The organism is Halioglobus sp. D3-4 (genome assembly GCF_055809315.1).
In genome coordinates this window covers 2019177-2042435 of sequence record NZ_CM147907.1, presented here as the reverse complement: position 1 = coordinate 2042435, position 23259 = coordinate 2019177, and the positions used below count along the sequence as shown (strand labels likewise).

Below are 23259 nucleotides of genomic sequence, written 5' to 3'. Positions count from 1 at the left end.
GCCGTGCAACTGCGAATCAGTCAGCTACGCGATGCCGCACTCAGCCCCGCGAGTCGGCCAAAGAACGTGGCATCGCCGATACTCATGCCGCTGGAATAACCCTCGGCGCAGCGCGGCAGACCGGCGCTGTTTCTACCGGCGGCGTAGAGCCCCGGAATAAGCTGCCGGTCCTTGTCGAGCACTTCGCCGGTGGGCAGCGTATCCAGCCCGCCGAACGTCATCGTGGCAAAAATTGCACCGTTGCCGGGTGTCAGGTCGAAAGCGGCATAGGGTGGGCGGTCCAGAGGCGTGAGGTATTTCTTGTGCTTGTGACACACCGGGTCTTCACCGTCGGCAGCGCGGCGGTTGTACGTCTCCAGTGTGCCTGTTAGTGCATCCAGGGGTAAGTCGAGTTCCCGCGCCAGTTCGGTGAGGTCTTCTCCCGTGCCCGCCACCGGGTAACCGCCCATGGGTGGCCTTTCCAGCACCTCAAAATGGCGGCTGTCGATGATGAGGTAGTAGCGACCTTCGGGCCTGTCCAGTATCGCGCTGCCCAAACGCCCGTGGTACACATCCTCATTGATAAAGCGCCTGCCGGTTTCATCGACAATGATGGCTTCGAGGAACTGGTGGGGAGGGTAGAAGGGCGTGCAGATAAAGCCTTCGTCCATATTGATAGCGTGGCCACCCGCCGCCATACCGATACGAATCCCGTCTCCGGTGTCATTGGGGTTGCCGTTGGGGTAGTTGCCCAGCGCCAGGCGCGGTGCGTAGCGTTCCAGCATGTCCCGGTTCATGATAAAGCCGCCACCGGCGAGCACCACACCACGGTGCGCGCGGATATACTGAACCTGCATGTCGATCCGAGCGGCGATGCCCACAACGGTCTCGCCGCTCTTGATTACCGCCAGTGCTCGTGCCTCGCAGAGTATCTGCACGCCTTTTTCCCGCGCGCTGCGCAGCAGGTTATGCATCAGCGGAATGCCGCCGTGGTCGCCCTTGATCTGTGGTTTGTGTCCGCGGGGCGCGGCTTTTGCGGCCTCGCTGTATGGCCAGGCTTCCTCATTGCCGGTGATCATCAGCGCCGCTTCGTTGGGCGTGTTGGTGTGTTTGTGGGGGTAGTACTCGGGTTTGAATTCAACCCCCTGTCGGGTCAGCCAGTCGTAGTGCTCCAGCGTACGGTCACAGTACAGCCGTACTTTGGCGGGATCGGCATGCGGGCCCGACGCCTGCAACAGGTATTTGTACATCTCCTCAATATCGTCCTCAAAACCGCAGGCCTGCTGTATCGGGGTGCCGCCTCCCATGTAGATCAGGCCCCCGGCCATCGCAGTGGAGCCTCCCGCCTCGCTGGCAGCCTCCAGTACGGTGACGCTGGCCCCGGCATCGGCCGCTTCGATAGCGGCAGAGATACCGGCACCGCCGCCACCTACTATCAGAACATCGGTTTCACTGTGCCAGCGCTTCACACTGGCGGCGTCAATACTGGATTCGGGGGTATGGGTGTCTGTCATGGGGTTTTGGGGCCCGTTATTCAGTCGTTAATGGCACTAAAACGCCGCAGCGGTGCAACATGCCTTGAGGTAGTGCGTCCGCGCCGTTATCCTGCTCACACTATAATAGAACTCCTAATGAGGTGACTGTATGTACGAGGAATTTAAAGCAGCCTGGTCTGAATTGACCGCCCCCGGGCAGATATTTGAGATCGAGACGCTGCAGGTCCGCGGTGCTCCAATGTGTACCTATAAGCACGCACCCGCATCCCTGCGCGATATATGGCTGGGCACCGCCGCATTCGGTGACCGGGAGTACCTGATCTATCAGGACGAGCGCTACACCTATGCCCAGTGTCACGAGATGACGGCATCCATCGCCAACTGGCTGTCCGCGCAGGGTGTGCAGCCCGGCGACCGCGTGGCTATCGCTATGCGCAATTATCCGGAGTGGATGCTGGCCTACTGGGCAGTGGTATCCATGGGTGCTGCGGTTGTTGGGATGAACGCCTGGTGGGTGCCCCACGAAATGGAATTCGCGCTGAAGGATTCAACGCCCAAGGTGTTGATCGCCGACCGGGAGCGCCTCGCCCATTTTCAGGAAATACGCGGCAGTTTTCCCGATATGGTGGCAGTGGGCGTTCGCCTGGATGATGAAAAACCCGACAACGTCGTGGATTGGTCTGAACTAATTGGCAGCGAATCGGCAATGCCTGAGGTGGTGGTTGACCCGGATGATGACGCCTGTATTTTCTATACTTCCGGTACCACCGGCACGCCCAAAGGCGCACAGCTCACTCACCGAGGCTGTGTGTCAAACTTGATGAACATCGGTTTTGGCCAGGCCCTGCAGCGCGATGCGCTTACCAGGGCAGGCATGAAGTCCAAGGGTTCACTGGCACCCGATCAAACCAACATAGCGCTGGTGGCAACCCCCCTATTTCATGTGACGGGTAACAACTGCGTGGCCCAGGGCATCGCCGCCACCGGCGGCAAGCTGATCCATATGTACAAGTGGGATGCCGGTGAAGCCCTGCGCATTGTCGAGGAAGAAAAGGTCACCACATTCAGCGCCGTGCCGATGATGTCGCGTGAAATGATGCTGCATCCTGATTTTGACAGCCGGGATACCTCCAGTCTGAAAAGCATGGGCGGCGGTGGCGCTGCCGTGCAGCCGGACCTCACCCGCAAAATGGACGAGACCATGGAAAACGCCGCGCCCAGTGCCGGGTATGGCATGACCGAGACCTGCGGCATTATCTCTGCACTGTCCGGAGAATATCTGGTAGACCGGCCCACCAGCGTGGGCCGCGCGATGCCAACCTTCGAGGCCAAGTGTGTGGATGGACAGGGCAATACCGTGCCCACCGGACAACCGGGCGAGTTGTGGGTGCGCGGACCCTGTGTGATCAAGGGCTATCTCAACCGCGCAGAAGCCACGGCTGAGACGATCACTGATGGCTGGTTGCACACTGGAGATATCGCCTATATGGATGAAGACGAATTCATCCACCTCGTAGACCGCGCCAAGGAGATGGTGCTGCGCGGTGGTGAAAACGTCTATTGTGCGGAAGTGGAAAGCGCCATCTTCGATCAGGAAGGCGTCGCGGAGTGTGTAGTGTTTGGCGTGGAGGACGAGCGCCTCGGCGAGGAGGTCGCCGCTGCCATCTATCCCAAGGCAGGGGCTACTGTCGATGTTGACGAGTTGCGCAAAGCGCTGCGCGAGCGGGTGGCATCGTACAAGATTCCCCGTTATATCTGGGTGGTGGACGCGCCGCTGCCGCGCAATGCGAACGGCAAGTTCGTCAAGCGTGACGTTCGCGATTCACTGTCGCTGGAAGATGCGTTGTAAGTAGCCTGCAGGCGACACCAGCGTGTCGCCTGACTCGTCACGGCGTCTCAAGCACGCCTGTGGCGCAGTTGTCCGCGCATGGCCAACAGTCCGAGCAGTACCAGAAGTACGGTGCCCGGTGCGGGCACTGAATTCCCGTCGATCACATTGACACGCACCAGCAGGTTGCGCGACTGCGCGATGCCGTTGGGGTCAGAGTCGTTATAGCTGAAACCGTTGAACGCGATGCTGTCCTCGAACAGACCGAGAACGGAGGAGGTGAAATCGACATTCAAACCACCGATTGCATCGCCCGCTCCGAGACCACTGAACGGGTCCCAGCCGGTGAACAGGAAGTCGTCGATTGCGGTGAGGTCAAATGCGCCCATCAGGAAGTCAGCAGGGCCGAAAATATCATTCTCCAGCTGCAGCAGCCCCGATGTGGAGTCACCCAGCAGGATATTGCCGAAATCCAGCAGGTAGTCATCGCCGCTTTGCGACAGGGTGCCGAAGGATGACAGCAGGTCAAAGTCGGCATTCGCCAGATTATTCACCTGGGCACTAACCTGAACCGTACCATCGCTGCCGGCTGATACATCCGCCATATCCGGGTTCTGGCTGAGGAAACTCACGGTGCCGGTCTGGGAGTAGATGCCGGCGGAACTTGTGTTCAGCCCGACAGTGAGAACGCCGCTGTCGCCAGCACCGATATTACCAACGCTAGTATCGGCGGTGAACGCACCGCCCACGCCACTCAGGTTGGCGCGCAGTGTGTCGTTCAGGGCCGCTGTGTCGGCAGCGTTTTTCACAGTGATGTTGCTCGGCCCCACGGAATCGCCGACGCGCACGATACCAAAGTCCACTGTCGGTGTATTGAGTTGTCCAATGGCGGCTGCATACACCTTGCCATTCACAGTGACGCTGCCGCTGCCGGTCTGCGCCGCCACATCTGCCGCACCGGTAGTGCCGGCACCGGTAGAAATAAAGTCGAGGTTGACGCTGTCACTGCTTGTGCCCGCTGTTGCCGTGGAGGCGAGGCCGACCTTAATCGAAGTATTGTCTGTATCCTGCGCAGCGAGGTTGGCAATACTGCCGCCGTTGCCCTGCGCATTGCCGGTACTGCCGGCGATATTCACTTTCAGGCCCTCTGTATAGATGTCGGGCGAATTATTGCCGATAGATACCATCTGATCGGCGGTGACAGAATCGCCCACCCTGGCGACCACGTCCACGCTGGTGGTGTTCAACAGTGGGTTGGCCAGACGGTACACCTCGGCACTCATATCAACAGTTTGTGAGGGCAGGTTGGTGGTTTGGCCGCCGTTGAAGCTGCCGTCCGAAACCAGCTCCACCGTCGCCGAACCCGTGTGTGCCCCCGCTGTATCGGTGCCGGTGAACTGCACCTGCAGCGAGCTGTTATTGGTGGCGCCCGGCGCGAGGCTGGCAAACGCGCCGTTGGCTGAAAAATCGCTGTCGAGTGTGGAGATCGCAGCATTGAGTCCCTCGCCGACAATCGCATTATTGGAGATCGACAGATTGACGGGGCCAGCAGCAGCGGAGTCGATACGCACCTTGCCGAAATCCACCGGGTTCGGGGTGACCGGGCCCGGTTGTGCGAGTGAGCCGACGTTCGCCTCGACATTGGCCAGCACGCCGATATTCTGGTCTGGCAGTGCGGTAATACCCAGTTCACTGGTGCCGGCTCCGTTGGAGTTGAACGCGACTATCACCTGGCCGGATTTGCTGCCAATCGTCGATGTATCGATACCCACCGCCATTGCGCTGTTGTTGGAGGCCCCCGCCGCGAGCAGGTTGACCGAGCCGCCGTTGTTGGTGGCATCGCCGGTGGTGCCGCCGGCCTTGAAGATCGCGTCCAGTCGCTCACTGAAGCCATCGTTGGCAGCGGTGTTCTGGATGTCCAGCAACTGCGCCTGCGCGCTGCCCACCAGTACATTGCCGAAGTTGATGGTGGCCGGTTGCATATTGGCCTCGGCCAGACGCCACCCAGTGCCGTTGATGGTAATAGTCTCGGGGCCGCCCAGTGCGAGATCACCCAGTCCGTTTGAGCCGCCAGTAGTGGTGCCGTTGGAGTTGAATTGCACATCAACCGTACCGGTGTTCAGGCCGGCGTTGATCGCGGACAACCCGACATTGATCGTGCCGCTGTCCCCGGCCACCGCATTGCTGAATCCGTTGCCGGTGGCCTGCCCGGTGATCGTGCCGACAACCGCATCCAGCCCTTCCTGAAAGCCAGCAGGGGCGATATCGGTGTTGGTGATATTGATACCCGCTGCTGATTGCGGGCCGGATCCAGCGCGGAAATTCCCCAGTTCGATAGTGGAAGGCAGCGGTCCAGAAATCTGCGCCACCTGATACACATTACCGTTTACCGAAACTGCCTGACTGCCGGCGGAGGCGGTGCCCAGTCCGTTACTGACGCCGTTGACCGTGCCTGTCGTCTCGTAGTCCAGAGTCACCGTGCCGCTCTTGGCACCTGCGGTGCTGGTATCAACCGCAACCGAGATGGCGCCGCTGTTATTGTTGGCACCTGCGAGCAGGCCCGCAATGCTGCCGCTGCCGTTCGCATCGCCCGTCATGCCGTTAACGGTGGCGTTGAGGTCTTCGCTGAAGCTACCCGCCGCAGCGGCATTGCTGACCGCTACCGCCGCGCTAGTGGTGCCGCCTATACGCTGGTTGGCAACCTGCACCGGGGAGCCGGCATCGCCGATGGCAGCATTGTATGCCGCTGCGTTGCCTTCGAGTACGATGTCCAACAGCTGGTCGCCGATGTTTTCAAAGTTACTGCGAAGGTTCACTTTCTGATCGACCAGCGGTGCCAGCGCACCGGCGTTGGCGGCTGTGAATACCACAGCCAGATCGCCACTATCGCTGCCTGGCCCGCCGGTGTTGTAGTTGCCGGCGGTGACGCCAGCTCCCGAGAGGCGGGCGTCAGTAATATTGCCACCATTGACGCCCGTCTGGATCGCCCCGCGCAATGACGGGCCGGTGTTGCCGGTATTGCCGATCTGGTAGTTGAAGGTATTGTCACCGACGCGCATATTGCCGATCGTCAATGTTGCATTGGGTGTCTCACCGTCGCTGACACCGCTGCCGGTAATCGCTTGTGCCACATCCCCACCAGCGATGATCTGTCCGGCGCCGCTGACGCCCGCGCGGCGGTCAAAGCTGTTGCCTGAGCCCGCTGCGACATTGGTGTAGTCGGTGTTGACAGTCAGGTTCTGGCTGCCGATATTGAGTGCGGCGCCGATCCCGCCCATGGCCAATACACCCTGTGTGTTCGCGACGTTGGCCAGGTTCATTACGCCGGCGCTGTCTACCTGCATGGTACCGGTACCGCTGACCTGCACCTGTACATTCAGCGTGCCGTTCTGGGCGCGCATCAGGCCGTTGTTGGTAATAGCCGAATCCGCCAGCGTGATGGTGCCGCCGCTGTCCGAGTTGATGGTGCCGTCGTTGTGCAGTACCTGTGTTCCTCCGACAAAGATCTGATTCCCGATCGCGCCGTTTTCACCGCGAATCGTCACTCCGGCGCCAATCGTGGTCGTGCCATTACCCTCCAGGGTGATGCGGTTACTTGCGCCGGTATTGCCGAGGACGATGGAGCCGGAGCCGTCCACGGTGTTGTCTCCGTCAAAGGAGAGTATGCCGTTCTGGTTAAGATTGAGCAGTCCGTCCAGCGTCATGCCATTCACCACGCGCTCGCGGCTGTTGGCAATGCTCGCCATATCCATTGTGCCGTTAATCGTGGTTCCATCCAGATAGTTCGCAGCGCTGGTGGAGACCTGAAAAATGCCGCCATTCACGGTTGAGATGGTGCCGCCGGTGACGCGCTGGCCGGATTGCACGACGGTGCCATTGTCGGCATGAATCTCCGCGGATGCGCTGTTGTTCACATGGCTGTCCAGCACCAGGGTGGCGCCATTGCGAGCCTCGATTACGTTGTTGTTCGCCACGGTGGATTCGGTCAGTGTGACCGTGCCGCCGTTGACATCAGCCGAGATCAGACCGTTGTTGGTCAGCACCTGCGTGCCGCCAATATTGAGTTGCCCGCCGATGGTGCCGTTCTCGCCGCGAATGGTGACGCCGGACCCCAGCACCGTGTTGCCATTGCCATCGAGCACAATACGGTTGCTGGCACCTGTATCGCCGAGCACGATGGTAGCATTCCCGTCCAGCGTATTGTCGCCCTCAAAACTCAAAATGCTGTTGAGATTGAGGTTCAGGGTGCCGTCCAGCATCAGGTCGTTGATCACGCGCTCGCGGCCGTTGGCGATGGTGGCCATGTCGAAGTCGCCCTCGATGCTGGTCCCGTCGAGGTAGTTGACGCTGCTGTTATTGGCCCGAAATATACCGCCGTTTGAGGTGCGAATCACGCCGCCGACAATGCGCTGGCCAGTCTGCAGTACAAGGCTGTCGTCCGCCAGTATCTCACCTGAGGCAGAGTTGGTCACATTGCTGTCCAGCACCATTGTCGCGCCATTGCGCGCTTCCATCACGTTGTTGTTCTGTACCACTGATTCGGTGATTCTAATCGTACCGCCGTTGACGTCGGCCGATATCAGCCCGTTGTTCACCAGTGTTTGCGTGCCGCCGATATTGAGCTGTTGGCCAATGGTGCCGTTTTCGCCACGTATTGTGATACCTGAGCCGATGGTGGTTGTCCCGTTGCCATCGAGATCAAAGCGGTTGCCCGGGCCTGTGTCACCAAGGTTTACCGTGCCACTGCCGTCGAGCAGGTTGTCGCCTTCGAAGCCCAGGATGCCATTGCGGTTGATATCAATGGTGCCGTTCAGCGTCAGTCCGCCTGTCACGCGCTCGCGGGTGTTGAGGTTGGTCGCCATATCTAGCGTACCGTTGAGCGTGACGTTCTCGAGAAAATTGCCGGCGCTGGAGGTCACCTGGAAGCTGCCGGTGCCGGAAGAGGTCATCTGCCCGCCGGTGACACGCATCGCACTCTGGATTACCACGCTGTTGTCAGCCAGGATCTCGCCGGCTGTGTTGTCGACGCCAATTTGCATATTCAGCGTGCCGCCGTTGCGTGCTTCGAGCACATTGTTATTAGTAATTTCCGACTGCACCAGCGACAGGGTGCCGCCATTCACGTCAGCAGAGATCAGGCCGTTATTGACGAGCGTTTGTGTGCCGCCGAGATTGATCTGGTTGCCGATGGTGCCGTTCTCACCGCGTATCGTAATGTCCGAACCGATGGTGGTGGTCCCATTGCCATCGAGGTCGAGGCGGTTGCCCGCACCGGTGTCGCCGAGGTTCACTGTGCCGGTGCCATCGAGCAGGTTGTCGCCTTCGAAGCTCAGGATACCGTTGCGGTTGATCTCAATCGTGCCGTTCAGCGTCAGCCCGCCGGTCACGCGCTCGCGGGTGTTAAGGTTGGTCGCCATATCAAGCGTACCGTCGAGTGCGACGTTTTCGAGAAAATTGCTGGCGCTGGAAGTCACCCGAATACTGCCGGTGCCGGTAGAGGTCATTTGCCCGCCGGTGACACGCATTCCATTCTGGATCACCACGCTGTTGTCAGCCAGAATTTCACCGGCTGTGTTGTCGACGCCAATTTGCATATTCAGCGTGCCGCCGTTACGCGCTTCGAGCACGGCGTTATTGGTAACTTCCGACTGCACCAGCGACAGGGTGCCGCCGTTAACGTCAGCAGAGATCAGGCCGTTATTGACCAATGTCTGTGTACCGGCAATATTGAGCTGCTGGCCGATGGTGCCGTTCTCACCGCGTATCGTAATGTCCGAACCGATGGTAGTGGTCCCGTTGCCATCGAGGTCAATGCGGTTGCCGGCGCCGGTATCGCCGAGGTTCACTGTGCCGGTGCCATCGAGCAGGTTGTCGCCTTCAAAGCTCAGGATGCCGTTGCGGTTTATATCAATGGTGCCGTTCAGCGTGAGCCCATCCGATACGCGCTCGCGCGTATTCAGGTTGGTCGCCATGTCGAGTGGGCCATTGATCGTGACGCCCTGCAGGCGATTGACGCCGCTGGAGTTGACGCGAAAGCTGCCGTTGCCGGCACTGTTCAATTCGCCGCCGAGTATCTGTACCGCACTGAGCTCGATAAGACCGTCATTGTCGGCCAATAGTGCGCCGTTGGTATTGGTCAATGTGCCACCGGCAAGTGTGATCGTGCCGGCACTGGTGCTGCCGGCTTGCAGTATCCCGGCATTGCTACCGCCGCTGTTGATGCGCAGCGATGAGCCGCCGTTAACGAGTACCCGTGCACTGTTGTTGGTTGTCAGTGACTTGATGGTATCGCTGCCGCTATCGTGTGTGACCGTCTTGAGGCCGGTGACCGTCGTGACAGAGACGTCATCGGCAGCACCGGGGAGCGCAGGGTTGGAACTCCACTGGGTCGCATCACTCCAAAGACCATCGACGTCGTTGAGCCAGTCAACCGGTGTGGACTGCGCGAACGGTGAGGCAAACATGAGTGTGCAGAGAATGAGAGACGAGGATATAGCCGTAAAGGCAAATTTTTTCGATGAGAGGCAGGTGTTCATTCAGTGCCCTCCTGAGTTAATTTTTAATTATAGATCTCAACCCGTTGACTCTATTAATTTCATGCAATAAACAAGCCATCGGGTGGCTTGTACTTACTGTCGAGGCGGGTTGATCGCATGACAGGTGCAGAGAGGGTGGCTCACTCAGCAGAGTATTCTTCTAATAGACAATAAGTTACGAGCGACTCCGCGAAAAATTCCAGATGTAGCTTCGGTGAGTGCAAGAGATCAGCCGTACACAGAATTTATAAAACGGGATTTTGCTCTACTCTCGAAATGGCCTGAACTGTAAATTTTCTTGACGCAGAGAACGTCCCGTACGCAGTGTGTGGGAGTAAAAATTTGTTGCGATAAATGCGTCTGCTTTAAGGGTCTTTGGGGCATGAAAAGTGTAAGGGCGCGAGGACTAAAAAAGTTGGTTAACACTATTTTTCTAGTACTTTCCGCGCTTCAGCAGCGATGATTTGTACCACGTAGTGTGTGTCAGGTTTTTTTACATTTCTCGTGTTTGCCATGCTTTTATCGTGGTCAATTAAAGCGAGCCCTTTTTTTATTCAATAGTAAAACAATGACATACCGAATGCGCTGATTCCTCTGGTACGAATTTTGCCTGATTGTGCAAAGGTTCGAATAGCGGTTTGTGAGTCGAGTTCAACGCGGTGTCACCGTGCCCTCTGACTCGCGACCGAAAAAAAAGAGAAAACGCTGAATCCGCAAATTCAGCCTACACTTAAGGATTGAGAAAATGTCTCTGACTACTCGTATTCTCCCCGCCCTTGTTTTCCCCCTGTTATCTGTATTTTCGCTTCCTCTGCTAACCAGCAGCGCTTGGGCAGCTGTCGATACGGTCAGCGGCACTGCCGGTGCCAATGGTGCAACGGGTGCTGCCGGCAACCCGGGAGCGGATGGCGACGATGGTACGGTCGGTGGGGATGCCTCGGCCGATGCGACAACGGTAAATACCGATGCGACAAATACCGCCACAGCCAATGCCGGCGCGGGAGGGCGTGGAGGTAATGGTGGTCAAGGTACGCCCAGTGGAGCTGACGGTGGTGATGGCGGTGAAGGTGCCATTGGCGGGAATGCGGATGCGACAGCAACTACGACAGTAGCCAGTGGCAATGGCTCTGCAACAGCAACCGCTAATGGCGGTACTGGCGGTGCGGGTGGCACCGGGGGGTTTGCCAGCGGTGGTGGGACCACCGGTACTGGTGGTGATGCGGGAGATGGCGGCACGGCAACTTCCTCTGCGGTAGTTGCCAATAATGGTAGTGGCGCAGCTACAGTAAGCGCGACCGCCAATGGCGGTAACGGTGGCGCAGGGGGCAGCGCGGGAGGAAACGGTGGCGACGGTGGCGCGGCTCTTCTTGGGACTGTCGATGGCAGCTCCAATAGTGGCACAGTCTCGGTGACGGGCACGGCTAATGGTGGTAACGGCGGGAGTGCCTCTGGCACGGGTGATGCAGGCGATGGTGCGAGTGTCAGTCTTACTGATGCGGTGGATGGCGATACGACCGGTAACCTCACCCTGAACCAGGTTGCGACCGGAGGTAACAGCGGTGCAGTGGACGATGGCGCCAATGGCAACGCTGGGGATGCCTCCAGTGTTTTGACTAAATCCAGCACCAGCAGCAGCTTACTGACGGTGGACGCCAGAGCAACCGGAGGCAACGGGGGGGCGCGCGATTCAGCCACCGGTAAAGCCGCCGATGGTGGTGCGGCGACGTCGGTATCCGTTGCGGAAAACTCTGCGGGAGAGGCGCGCGCGAATTACAGTACAACGAACGACGCCTTGGGCGGTACCGGCGGTGCTGGTAGCAATGGTGCCGATGGTGGTGATGGCGGTGCGGCGACTCGGACTGCCACCGCGACGACCTTCGGTGATTACACCGCCCGCTCGTTTGGCCGGGCCACCGGTGGCGGTGGCGGCAATCTCAACAGCGGCACCGGCGGTACTGCGGGTACCGGGGGGGCTGCCACGGATACCACAACGGTGACGTCCACCGGCAACGGTACGATAGATAGCAACTCTGTGGGTGCCTACGGTGGTAACGGTGGGGTAGTTGGCAGTGGCACCGGTACGGGTGGTGACGGAGGCATTGCCACGGCCACGGCCACCGGCAGTAATGCGGGGGCACTGGGTGTCACCGTGGGCACGACAGCCGAGGGTGGTAACGGCGGTTATGGTCGTGGCGTGGGAGAATCCGGCGGTGCCGGTGCTGCCGGTGTGATTGTGTCCGCGACCGGTACGTCAACCGGCGGCGGTGCAGTGAATGTGACAGCCACGCAGCGCGGCGGTACTGGCGGTGACGGGTATGATGGCGCCGCCGGTGGCGCGGGTGCTGATTCGGATCTGGTGGATGTCGTGACCGGCTCCACCTCTGGCACCTTGACCCTGACCCAGACGGCGGCAGCCGGGGCCGGCGGTACGGCGCGCGACTCGACCAGTGCTGCGGGCGCGGCGGGTGATGCGACTTCCTCATTAACGGCCAACAATTCCGATGGTGGCAATGTCTCCGGGGTCAGCAATGCAGACGGTGGAGCGGGCGGCGGCGCAACCGGAACAGGGAATACAGCTGATGCGACGGACGGCGGAGCGGCCGCGGCAGCTATTGCGTTGACGGATAGTGGCAACGTCACCGCTACTGCCATCGCCGATGGCGGCAATGGCGGCGCGGCAATAGATGGTGATGCGGGCGACGGCGGCAGCGCCGACCTGGGTGTGGGCCTGGTGGGTGTCAGCGGCGAGTCAACCGGTGGCGGCACAGTAGATGTGACCGGTACGGCCAATGGCGGTAACGGTGGTAATGCCACCGGCAGTGGCAATGCAGGCGATGGTGCGAGTGTCAGTCTGACCGATGAAGTAGACGGTGATACAACCGGCAACCTGACCCTGACTCAGGTGGCGACCGGTGGTAACAGTGGTTCGGTGGACGATGGTGTCAATGGCACGGCCGGTGATGCCTCCAGTTCGCTGACTAAAAACAGCACGACCAGCAACTTGCTGACAGTGGACGCGCGAGCAACCGGGGGTAATGGAGGCGCTCGTGATTCAGTCACCGGCAAGGCTGCCGATGGCGGCACGGCGACGTCGGTATCCGTCGCGGAGAACTCCGCGGGTGAAGCGCGGGCCAATTACGCCTTTACCACCGATGCGCTGGGTGGCACTGGCGGTGCAGGTAGCAATGGTGCCGATGGCGGTGACGGTGGCGCGGCGAACCGGACTGCTACCGCGACGACCCTCGGTGATTACACCGCGCGGACCTTTGGCCGGGCCACCGGCGGCGGTGGCGGCAATCTCAACAGCGGCACCGGCGGTACTGCGGGTACCGGGGGTGCTGCCACGGATACCACAACGGTGACGTCCACTGGCAACGGTACGATAGATAGCAACTCTGTCGGTGCCTACGGTGGTAACGGTGGGGTAGTTGGCAGTGGCACCGGTACGGGTGGTGACGGTGGCATAGCCACGGCCACGGCCATCGGCAGTAATGCCGGGGCACTGGGAGTTACCGTGGGCACAACGGCTGAGGGTGGTAACGGTGGTTATGGTCGTGGCGTGGGAGAATCCGGCGGTGCGGGTGCGGTGGGTGTGATCCTGTCTGCGACGGGTACATCCACCGGTGGCGGTGCGGTGAACGTGACAGCTACGCAGCGCGGCGGCAGTGGCGGTGACGGGTATGATGGCGCCACGGGTGGCGCGGGGGCGGATTCGGATCTGGTGGATGTCGTGATCGGCTCCACCTCTGGCACCTTGACACTGACCCAGACCGCGGCGGCCGGGGCCGGCGGTGCGGCGCGCGATTCGACCAGTGCGGCTGGCGCGGCGGGTGACGCGACCTCCTCACTGACGGCGAATAATTCCGACGGTGGCAATGTCACCGGTACCAGCAACGCCGATGGCGGAGCCGGTGGTAGCGTCTTCAGCGCCGGCAATACGGCTGATGCATCGGACGGTGGGAGCGCGGCAGCAGCTATCGCGTTGACGGATAGCGGCAACGTCACCGCGAATGCCATCGCCGATGGCGGCAATGGCGGTGCGGCAATAGACGGTGATGCGGGCGACGGCGGCAGTGCCGACCTGGGTGTGGGCCTGGTGGGTGTCAGCGGCGAGTCCACCGGTGGCGGCACAGTAAATGTGACCGGCACGGCCAATGGCGGTAACGGTGGTAATGCCACCGGCAGTGGCAATGCAGGCGATGGTGCGAGTGTCAGTCTGACCGATGAAGTAGACGGTGATACAACCGGCAACCTGACCCTGACTCAGGAGGCGACCGGTGGAAACAGTGGTTCGGTGGACGATGGTGTCAATGGCACGGCCGGTGATGCCTCCAGTTCGCTGACTAAAAACAGCACGACCAGCAACTTGCTGACAGTGGACGCGCGAGCAACCGGGGGTAATGGAGGTGCTCGTGATTCAGCCACCGGCAAGGCGGCCGATGGCGGCACGGCGACGTCGATATCCGTCGCGGAGAATTCCGCGGGGGAAGCGCGGGCCAATTATTCTTTTACCAGCGATGCACTGGGAGGCTCAGGCGGTGCGGGTAGCAACGGTGCCGATGGTGGTGACGGTGGCGCGGCGACCCGGATTGCTACCTCGACGACCCTCGGAGATTACACTGCACGGACCTACGGTCGGGCCACGGGCGGTGCCGGTGGTAACCTCAACGGCGGTACCGGCGGTACTGCGGGTGCCGGGGGTGCTGCCACGGATACCACAACAGTGACGTCCACCGGCAACGGTACGATTGATGGCAATTCAGTCGGGGCCTATGGCGGTGACGGTGGTTCAGTGGTCAGTGGCACAGGTACCGGCGGTGACGGTGGCCTTGCCACGGCTGCGGCCACGGGCAGCAATGCCGGTGCGCTGGGTGTTACCGTGGGTACGACAGCAGAGGGCGGTGACGGCGGTTATGGCCGCGGCGTGGGTGAATCAGGCGGCGCCGGTGCTGCCGGTGTGATTGTGTCCGCGACCGGTACGTCAACTGGCGGCGGTGCAGTGAATGTGACCGCCACGCAACGCGGCGGCAGTGGCGGTGATGGCTACGACGGCGCGGCCGGTGGCGCGGGTGCTGATTCGGATCTGGTGGATGTCGTGACCGGTTCAACATCAGGCACCTTGACGCTGACCCAGACGGCGGCGGCCGGGGCCGGCGGTGCGGCGCGCGATTCGACCAGCGCGGCTGGCGCGGCGGGTGACGCGACCTCCTCACTGACGGCGAACAATTCCGACGGTGGCAATGTCACCGGTACCAGCAACGCCGATGGCGGGGCCGGTGGTAACGTTTTGAGCGCTGGCAATACGGCTGATGCGACGGACGGAGGGAATGCGGCAGCTGCTATCGCATTGACGGATAGCGGCAACGTCACCGCGAAAGCCATCGCCGACGGCGGAACTGGTGGAGCGGCAATAGACGGTGATGCAGGCGACGGCGGCAGCGCCGATCTGGGTGTGGGCCTGGTGGGTGTCAGCGGCGACTCCACCGGTGGCGCGACTGTGAGTGTGACCGGCACGGCCAATGGCGGTGACGGTGGCAATGCGACGGGGACCGGGAATGCGGGAGACGGCGCGAGCACTAGTCTGACCGATCAGGTGGATGGTGATACAACGGGCAGCCTCTCGTTATCTCAGGTGGCGACCGGGGGGAACAGCGGTACGGTGGACGATGGTGTCAATGGCACAGCCGGGGATGCCTTCAGTTCGCTGACGAAAAGCAGTACGACCAGCAGCTTGCTGACAGTGGACGCGCGAGCGACCGGGGGTAATGGAGGTGCTCGTGATTCAGCCACCGGCAAGGCTGCCGATGGCGGCACGGCGACGTCGGTATCCGTCGCGGAGAACTCCGCGGGTGAAGCGCGGGCCAATTATTCTTTCACCAGCGATGCGCTGGGAGGCTCAGGCGGTGCGGGTACTAATGGTGCCGATGGTGGTGACGGTGGTGCGGCGACCCGGACTGCTACCGCGACTACTTTCGGTGATTACACCGCGCGGACCTTTGGCCGGGCCACCGGCGGCGATGGCGGTGGTCTCAGCAGCGGCACCGGCGGTACTGCGGGTGCCGGGGGTGCTGCCACAGATACCACAACAGTGACGTCCACCGGCAACGGTACGATTGATGGCAATTCAGTCGGGGCCTATGGCGGCAACGGTGGTTCAGTGGTCAGTGGCACAGGTACCGGTGGTGACGGTGGCCTTGCCACGGCTGCGGCCGCGGGCAGCAATGCCGGTGCGCTGGGTGTTACCGTGGGTACGACAGCAGAGGGCGGTGACGGCGGTTATGGCCGCGGCGTGGGTGAATCAGGCGGCGCCGGTGCTGCCGGTGTGATTGTGTCCGCGACCGGTACGTCAACCGGCGGCGGTGCAGTGAATGTGACAGCCACGCAACGCGGTGGCAGTGGTGGTGACGGGTATGATGGCGCGGCCGGTGGCGCGGGTGCTGATTCGGATCTGGTGGATGTCGTGACCGGTTCAACATCGGGCAACTTGACGCTGACCCAGACCGCGGCGGCCGGGGCCGGCGGTGCGGCGCGCGATTCGACCAGCGTGGCTGGCGCGGCGGGTGATGCGACCTCCTCACTGACGGCGAATAATTCCGACGGTGGCAATGTCACCGGTACCAGCAACGCCGATGGCGGAGCCGGTGGTAACGTCTTCAGCGCCGGCAATACGGCTGATGCGACAGATGGTGGGAACGCGGCAGCTGCTATCGCGTTGACGGATAGCGGCAACGTGACCGCGAATGCCATCGCCGATGGCGGAACTGGCGGTGCGGCAATAGACGGTGATGCAGGCGACGGCGGCAGCGCCGACCTGGGTGCGGGTCTGGTGGGTGTCAGCGGCGACTCCACGAGTGGCGGCACAGTAAGAGTGACCGGCACGGCCAATGGCGGTGATGGTGGCAATGCGACGGGGACCGGGAATGCGGGAGACGGCGCGAGCACTAGTCTGACCGATCAGGTGGATGGTGATACAACGGGCAACCTCTCGTTAGCTCAGGTGGCGACCGGGGGTAACAGCGGTACGGTGGACGAGGGTGTCAATGGCACAGCCGGGGATGCCTTCAGTTCGCTGACGAAAAGTAGTACGACCAGCAGCCTGCTGACAGTGGACGCTCGAGCGACCGGGGGTAATGGAGGTGCGCGCAATGCCGCCAGCGGTAAGGCGGCCGATGGCGGTGCGGCGACATCGGTGTCCATCGCGGAGAATTCCGCCGGTGAGGCACGCGCCAACTACGCCTTTACGACAGATGCGCAGGGTGGTGCCGGTGGTGCGGGCAGCAACGGTGCGGGCGGTGGCGATGGCGGTGCCGCAACGCGAACTGCCACTGCGACCACTATCGGCGATTACACGGCGCGAACCTTTGGCCGCGCCACAGGCGGCAACGGTGGCAGTGTCAGCAATGGTTCCGATAGTACGGCAGGTGCCGGTGGCGATGCGATGGACACCACTACGGTAACCTCTACCGGCAATGGCACCATCGATGCCAACTCAGTCGGTGCGTATGGCGGCAGTGGCGGTTCAGTTAATAGCGGAACGGGCAGTGGCGGTGACGGTGGCGACGCCAACTCGTCGGCAGTGGGCGGCAATGTTGGTGCCTTGTCAGTCACCGTTGGTACAACTGCCGAGGGCGGTAATGGCGGCAGTGGCCGCGGTGCTGGAGAGACCAGCGGTGATGGTGGCTCGGCAGTCGCAGATGCCAGCGGTAGCGGCGGCGGAAATATTAACGTCCGCGCCGATGCCGATGGCGGTAACGCCGGGGCGGCAAATGCGGGTGCAACGGCAGGCCTCGGTGGTAATGCGTTTGCCACTGCCACGGGTACGGGCGCATCGGGTACTGTCACGTCCGAGGCTACCGCCGGTACCTCGGTAGGTAATTTGGTTAATGACCTGACCACTTATGCATCCGGGCAGGTGGCCAGTACAGTGAATACCCAGGCGAGTGCGCAACTGAGTGGCGATGGGTTTGATACATCTAGCGCCACCGGGCAGCAGGCGGCTGCATTGGCGTACGGTGCCCCTGCCGATAGCGTTACACTGCCGAATGTGCTTGGCAATGCCGTTCTCGCGAATCTAGATATCAGTGGTACTAACGGTGCGCATACCGTGAACAACAGCGCGCAACTGGACAGCGACGTATACGGCATGGGTGTTCTCGGTGGACGCTATGCAGAAGACGGCAGCGGCACCACGATTCGCACCTACACCAGTTCAGCGGATTACGATGTGGACACCACTTTGTTGCAGAGCGGTGCGCAGAATCTTGTGGTTGGTTTCATGAATCCGGAGATCACAGGTACACCATTTGACGATCCGGATTTCGAAGTCAGGTTCCGAATTTTTGGCGATAACAATACGGGCACACCGCTGGTTGACCAGACCTTTACCGACGAGGCGTCTTTCAATGCCTTCTTCACCGGCAACACGCTCGATCTGGGCGCTACCAGTGCCGGCGATACCGATCGCGATATCAAGTTCCAGCTGGAAGTCAAAGGCAATGACAACCCCGGTGATGGTGTCACCGTGGATTATGTCTTCGGTAACTCGACAATTACCGAACGCGCGGTGCCCTACGTCCCTGAAACCACGGTATCTGTCGGCGATCACCATGTCGGTGACGTGGTTTTGCAGGGCGTTGAGGTCACCAACGTCGCCGTGGCTGGCTCCGATGGTGCTGATGCTGAGTTCACGGGGGTAACCGGCGACGTTACCACTAACGCAGGCACGATTACCGGTCTTGCCGCGAATGGCGGCACTGACAACGCCAGTATGCAGGTGGGAATCGATACCAGCACCTCGGGCATTAAGTCTGGCAGTGCGACGATTCAGCTGAGCACAGACGGTACGGTGACAGGTAATGCGGAAGTCTTCGGCAGCGCCGATGTCACCGTAGATGGGACGGTGTATGAATACGCTGATCCCACCATCAATAACTCGCCTTTCAGCTTTGGTAACGTGCGCGTCGGCGATACTGCTGAAGGTGCGCTGTCTGTTACCAACTCGGCAGCGGATGACGGCTTCTCTGAAAACCTGAATGCCAGTGTTGATGGAACTTCCGGTGGCGTTGCTGCCAGTGGTTCCTTCACGGGGCTGGGGCCTCAGGAAACCAATGACACGGATATTATTGTTGGCATCGACACCTCAACGGCGGGCAACAAATCGGGGACTGCGACCATTGAGCTGGTGTCGGACGGTACCGGCGTCAACTCCCTCGGCCAGACCGCTCTGCCGTCACAGGATGTAGATGTTAGCGGTAATGTATTCCGTCTGGCCGAGGCCGGTGCGCATACACCGGAGCCGGTTGTGCTTGCCGATTCGCACGTGGGTGACACTGCACAGCAGGCACTGTCGATGACCAACACGGCGGCCGCTGATGGTTTCTCCGAGAGCCTCAACGCTGTTATTGGCGGCGATACCGGTGATGTGAGCAGTACCGGTTCTTTCAACCTGTTGGCTGCACAGGCGACAGACAACAGCAGTCTGGTGGTGGCTATCGATACCAGTACTGCCGGTGCGAAAAGTGGTACTGCGACGATCAGCTCGGAGTCCGATGGTACCGGTACCAGCGGTATCGTTCCCAACGTGGTTCTGGACGACCAGACGGTGAACGTGAGTGGTAATGTCTACCGTCTGGCCGAGGCCAGCACGCACACACCCGAGCCTGTGGTGTTCGGCAATGTGCACGTGGGCGATACCGCGCAGCAGGCGCTGACGATCGGCAACACGGCGGTTGCAGATGGCTTCTCCGAAGCACTGAACGCGGTGCTCGGTGCGACTACCGGTGACGCCACAGGTGTCGGATCCATCAATCAGTTGGCAGCCGGTGGCAGTGATAACAGTTCACTGGTGGTCGGTATTGATACCGCGACGGCAGGAGCCAAGAGCGGCACGGTGGCGCTGGGGCTGGAGTCCGATGGTGATGGTATTAACTCGCTGGGTCAGACCACGCTGACGGGGCAGACAGTCAATGTCAGCGGTGGGGTGTACAGCCTCGCCGAAGCGACGATTGATAATCCGCTGGCCTTTGGCTTTGGCAATGTGCATGTAGGCGATGCCGTGTCGCAGTCGGTGGAAATCAGCAACACCGCGCTGGACGGCATCTACTCCGAGGCATTGAACGCCAGTTTTGGTGCATCCAGCGATGCGCGCATCACCAATAACGGCGGCAACATCGCGCTGTTGGCCGCCGGTGACAGCGACACCACCAGTATGTCGGTCGGTGTTGACACCTCGGTGGCGGGCGTGCTCGTCGGCACACAGACGATCAACTTTGAATCGGACGGCACCGGCACCAGCGGTCTGGGAACAACAGCGCTGGCCCCACAGGATCTGTCAGTCACGGCGGTCATTGAGGGCGGCGTCTATCGTCTGGCCAATCCGGAAATCAACAATGCGCAGCCGGTTGCATTCGGCAATGTGCGCGAGGGCACAGTAGTGTCCGAGCAGGCGATTTCCATTACTAATGATGTGCCGGACGATGGCTTCTCTGAAGCGCTGAATGCACAGGCGGCCGGCACGACAGGCGGTGTGTTGAACAATGGCGGTTCATTTGCGCTGCTGGGCCCGGGTGCCACCAATGACACAGCGATTGCGGTGAGTATCGACACCAGCACTGCGGGTGACAAATCCGGCAATACCACCATCGACTTCCAGTCTGATGGTACTGGCACGAGTGGGCTGGGTATCACAGCACTGCCGTCACAGAACGTCGCGGTCACCGGTGCAGTTTACCGTCTGGCCGAGGCCGGTGCGCATACACCGGAGCCGGTTGTGCTTGCCGATTCGCACGTGGGTGACACTGCACAGCAGGCACTATCGATGACCAATACGGCGGCCGCTGATGGTTTCTCCGAGAGCCTCAACGCTGTTATCGGCGGCGATACCGGTGATGTGAGCAGTACCGGTTCGTTCAACCTGTTGGCTGCACAGGCGACAGACAACAGCAGTCTGGTGGTAGGTATCGATACCAGTACTGCCGGTGCGAAGAGTGGTACTGCGACGATCAGCTCGGAGTCCGATGGTACCGGTACCAGCGGTATCGTTCCCAACGTGGTTCTGGGCGACCAGACGGTGAACGTGAGTGGTAATGTCTACCGTCTGGCCGAGGCCAGCACGCACACACCCGAGCCCGTGGTGTTCGGCAATGTGCACGTGGGCGATACCGCGCAGCAGGCGCTGACGATCGGCAACACGGCGGTTGCAGATGGCTTCTCCGAAGCACTGAATGCGGTGCTCGGTGCGACTACCGGTGACGCTACAGGTGTCGGATCCATCAATCAGTTGGCAGCCGGTGGCAGTGACAACAGCTCACTGGTGGTCGGTATTGATACCGCGACGGCAGGAGCCAAGAGCGGTACGGTGGCGCTGGGGCTGGAGTCCGATGGCGATGGTATCAACTCGCTGGGTCAGACCACGCTGACGGGGCAGACAGTCAATGTCAGCGGTGGGGTTTACAGCCTGGCGGAAGCGACGATTGATAACCCGCTGGCCTTTGCCTTTGGCAATGTGCATGTGGGCGATGCCGTGTCGCAGTCGGTGGAGATCAGCAACACCGCGCTGGACGGCATCTACTCCGAGGCATTGAACGCCAGTTTCGGTGCATCCAGCGATGCGCGCATCACCAATAACGGCGGCAGCATTGCGCTGTTGGCTGCGGGAGGAAGCGATACTGCCAGCATGATGGTTGGTGTTGACACCTCGGTGGCGGGCGTGCTCGTCGGCACACAGACGATCAACTTTGAATCGGACGGCACCGGCACCAGCGGTCTGGGAACAACAGCGCTGGCCCCACAGGATCTGTCAGTCACGGCGGTCATTGAGGGCGGCGTCTATCGTCTGGCCAATCCGGAAATCAACAATGCGCAGCCGGTTGCATTCGGCAATGTGCGCGAGGGCACAGTAGTGTCCGAGCAGGCGATTTCCATTACTAATGATGTGCCGGACGATGGCTTCTCTGAAGCGCTGAATGCACAGGCGGCCGGCACGACAGGCGGTGTGTTGAACAATGGCGGTTCATTTGCGCTGCTGGGCCCGGGTGCCACCAATGACACAGCGATTGCGGTGAGTATCGACACCAGCACTGCGGGTGACAAATCCGGCAATACCACCATCGACTTCCAGTCTGATGGTACCGGCACGAGTGGGCTGGGAATTACTGTTCTGCCATCCGAGGAAGTGGCTGTTACAGGTGCGGTCTATCGACTGGCACAGGGCGCAGCCTCTCCGGACCCGATTGATTTCTATGCCCGTGTGGGCGATATCGTTGGGCAGGCTCTCACTGTACAAAATACCGCACTGGTAGATGGCTACTCTGAGAACCTCAATGCCAGCGCTTTTGCCGGTGGCAACGCTTTCGTTTCCGGTGGTCCGGTGCTGGCGTTGGCAGCTGGTAACGCCGACAGCAGTATCAGTGTCTCGGCAGATACCAGCACATCAGGTGTGTTTAGCGGTCAGGTCGACGTGGCGTTTGAATCCAACGGCCAGCAGTGGGGTCTGGGCGACAATGTTTATCTCGGCAATCAACAAGTCGCCGTCAACACCTCAGTGTATGCTGAGGCAGAGGCCAGCGTGACACCGGCGGTAGACTTTGGAACGGTGCGTGTGGGTACAGCGGCGGTATCCAGCGTCGATGTAGCCAACACCGGCACCGGTTCTCTGGTTGATGATCTGCGCGAAACCTCCCGCTCAGTGGCTGCGCCGTTCTCGGTTGATGCACTTGGCGGGGATATCGCCGCTGGTGATACCAGAGCACTGGGGGTAGGCATGGATACCTCGGTTGCTGGTGTGTTTTCCGGCGCCGCCAGCCTTGGTTTTGCCAGTCATAACGATCACCTCAACGACATCGATCTGGGCAGCCAGACAATCGCATTTACCGGCACGGTTAACAATCTCGCTGAAGCCGCATTTGTCGATGTCCCCGACCCGGATGGCGACGCGGTGTTGAGCGGCTCTGGTTCAGCGTTTCTGCTGGACTTCGGAACCATCTTCTCGGATGACCTGGGCGCCATGTTCGACGATGTGATCGGTGTACAGAATATCGCGGTCGGTCCGGCCGATTTGCTGGCGGGTACTTTCAGTGCCCTGAGTGATTGCTCGATCTTCTGCCTCGATGGTATGACGAGCTTTGATGACTTCTTCGATATCGCAGCCGGTGATGTACTGGGTAATCTGATGGTGTCACTGGATACCACGCTGCTGGGTCTGGGTGTGTACGAAGACAGTATTATGCTGAACCCGTTCAGCACGCTCGCCGGCTTTGACGATATCGCTTTGGATCCCATCACTCTGAGCCTCCGTATCGATGTACGCCAGTCCGGTACCGATGTGCCGCTGCCTGGCACGCTTGTGCTGTTCGTGACAGGGTTGTTGGTAATGACTTCCCGCCGACGTCGGCAGGTGGTGCATTGAGCAGTCGGTCGCGGC

The 23259-nt window shown here is 60.7% G+C and carries 4 protein-coding genes; 2 read left to right on the top strand and 2 right to left on the bottom strand.

What is annotated here, in order from left to right:
* Positions 1–20: 20 nt before the first annotated feature.
* Positions 21–1493: an FAD-dependent oxidoreductase gene (locus AC0L6S_RS08790; protein ID WP_473428074.1), complete on the bottom strand. Its 1473-nt coding sequence runs from the start codon at positions 1491–1493 to the stop codon at positions 21–23.
* A gap of 130 nt (positions 1494–1623) precedes the next feature.
* On the opposite strand from AC0L6S_RS08790, the gene AC0L6S_RS08785 reads away from it, so the two are divergent.
* A complete protein-coding gene (locus tag AC0L6S_RS08785; protein ID WP_473428072.1) occupies positions 1624–3324 on the top strand; it encodes an AMP-binding protein in 1701 nt (566 codons plus the stop codon).
* Positions 3325–3371: 47 nt separating this feature from the next.
* Here AC0L6S_RS08785 and AC0L6S_RS08780 read toward each other — a convergent pair whose 3' ends face one another.
* Entirely contained in the window at positions 3372–9839 is a 6468-nt protein-coding gene (locus AC0L6S_RS08780; protein ID WP_473428069.1) for a choice-of-anchor D domain-containing protein, read from the bottom strand.
* Positions 9840–10584: 745 nt separating this feature from the next.
* Here AC0L6S_RS08780 and AC0L6S_RS08775 point away from each other — a divergent pair.
* The gene (locus tag AC0L6S_RS08775) at positions 10585–23244 is read left to right on the top strand and encodes a beta strand repeat-containing protein (protein WP_473428067.1); all 12660 of its coding nucleotides are present in this window, start codon (positions 10585–10587) and stop codon (positions 23242–23244) included.
* The last annotated feature ends 15 nt before the right edge of the window (positions 23245–23259 follow it).

Bases quoted from the DNA above. Each gene is read 5' to 3' on its own strand.
- AC0L6S_RS08785 (WP_473428072.1), top strand. From the start codon at position 1,624: ATGTACGAGGAATTTAAAGCAGCCTGGTCTGAATTGACCGCCCCCGGG.
- AC0L6S_RS08775 (WP_473428067.1), top strand. From the start codon at position 10,585: ATGTCTCTGACTACTCGTATTCTCCCCGCCCTTGTTTTCCCCCTGTTA.
- AC0L6S_RS08780 (WP_473428069.1), bottom strand. From the start codon at position 9,839: ATGAACACCTGCCTCTCATCGAAAAAATTTGCCTTTACGGCTATATCC.
- AC0L6S_RS08790 (WP_473428074.1), bottom strand. From the start codon at position 1,493: ATGACAGACACCCATACCCCCGAATCCAGTATTGACGCCGCCAGTGTG.